This is a genomic window from Burkholderia sp. NFPP32 (genome assembly GCF_900119325.1).
In the GTDB taxonomy this organism is placed as follows: Bacteria; Pseudomonadota; Gammaproteobacteria; order Burkholderiales; family Burkholderiaceae; genus Burkholderia; species Burkholderia pyrrocinia_C.
In genome coordinates, this window is sequence record NZ_FPJP01000075.1 from 1 (window position 1) to 1,753 (window position 1,753).

A 1,753-nucleotide genomic window follows, 5' to 3' on the forward strand; every position below is an offset into this window, starting at 1 on the left:
CCGTGGACAACCCGCGACTTACCGCTTAACGGAGGTTAAATCGCACATCGATCGCTACCGCAGATCTGTCCGTTGAAGCGGGTCAACTTCAGTCGGCCCTTCGGAAGGCCGATAGAGGTTGCCGCGCAAATTCCGACAGTGGGATAAGTGGTTTGGCCGAGGCCTTGAACCGCTTGGATTTATTGGACAGTGGTGAGTGTTAGTCTAGACGCCGCGGACGGCCTCGCCTCAGTCTGCAGCCGTACGGCGCGTGGCCGGTCACTCATGAAATGGCGAGCAGCCCACAGGCGCCGACGAGAACGGTAAACATGGTGCCTATGCAGAGAACGACGACTACACCTCGTAGCCTGTGACGCAACAGGGGTGTTCCCCCACAATCTTGCGCGATTGCTCCGGACGACGACATGATCATCGATGTCAAAACGAACAAGCAAAGCAGAATGAGGGCCCCACCGATTTGCAGGGCGAGACTGATATTCATGACAAAACGCTGGTTGTAACTCGGGACAGCAAACCTTCGGGCCAACTGACACGTTAGCTTGACGAGTCGGCAAACGATCACGAGATAGCTGCGTCCGCCCCGTGTCCGGATCGACGATCACGCGTCGAGGTGACGAGCCCGCGCTGCATCAGCAGGATACACAAAGTGCCTCATGGCCATTGTCAAGAATCGTCAGCGAATCCTCCTCGTTCCGATGACTTCGTTGTTGGGAACCGTTAGTGCAGTTTCGTTGTCTACAGATCTCAATTTTTCTCCAATTGATTATTATGAAATTATTTTTAAGAATCTGTATATCTACGACATTAATTTCCCCTCTTCTGGCATTTGCTTCGCCCCCGCAGACTTGGGCGGGGTTTTACGAGGAAATGAAGGTGGCATGCGTAAAGGTTAGTGGGCTAAAGAGTCCTAAACCCATTGGCGACATCGTTGGGTTTGATGATCGTACGGGATATTCCGTTCTTCTCATGCAGGGGCGATACCCACAGAAGCATATACGGGATAAAGTCGGTCGTGAACTTTGTTTGTATAGCCGCAGGGACAAAATCGCATACGTTTCCGAAGCGGATACCCTAATAGGCAAAGGAAAATAGGCAGTATGACTTCCCGTGAGGCGAAGGCTGGCCGAGCGTGAGGAATCAAACGCGGGTTAGCATCGCTGCCAGAGCCGCACGGTGTGGACAGGGCCACACCCGGAGATTTCCGCACGGAGGCCAGCATGGAACACGATAGCACGCTGTACGTGGGTTTGGATGTTCACAAGGAATCGATCACGGTCGCCTACGCGGTTGATATGAGCGAGGTCGAACAACTCGGCAAGAGCGGGACCACCACGACCGATATCGACCGTCTGTGCAAGCGTCTGCAGTCCAAAGCGCGACGCGTACATGTCGTCTACGAGGCAGGTCTGTGCGGTTATGGACTTTACCGGCAACTGGTCGAGAAAGGAATCGACTGCATGGTATGTGCGCCTTCATTGATTCCGAAGAAGCCCGGTGAACGCGTCAAGACGGATCGACGTGACGCAGTGAAACTCGTGCGTTCGCTTCGCGCCGGCGACCTGTCGGCTGTGTACGTGCTCACCGTGGAGGACGAAGCCTTCCGCGATCTCTCACGTGCCTGGGTAAGTGCAAAGGACGATCTGAAGCGGGCCCGACAATGAACCGCCTATAAGGACCTCCCCGTTTTGACAAGCGGGTTTAATGCGTCACTGGTCAAGCTCCGGTGTCGTTCGAGACGTTGGCGGTGCGGACG

1 protein-coding gene and 1 pseudogene are annotated in these 1,753 nt (G+C 54.9%); both read left to right on the top strand.

The window, feature by feature from the left end:
* Positions 1 to 653: 653 nt before the first annotated feature.
* Positions 654 to 893: a hypothetical protein gene (locus tag BT264_RS39505; protein WP_177318462.1), complete on the top strand. Its 240-nt coding sequence runs from the start codon at positions 654 to 656 to the stop codon at positions 891 to 893.
* A 324-nt stretch (positions 894 to 1,217) separates the two neighbouring features.
* Positions 1,218 to 1,658: pseudogene (locus tag BT264_RS37215) on the top strand (transposase); the annotation flags it as partial.
* Positions 1,659 to 1,753 lie beyond the last annotated feature (95 nt).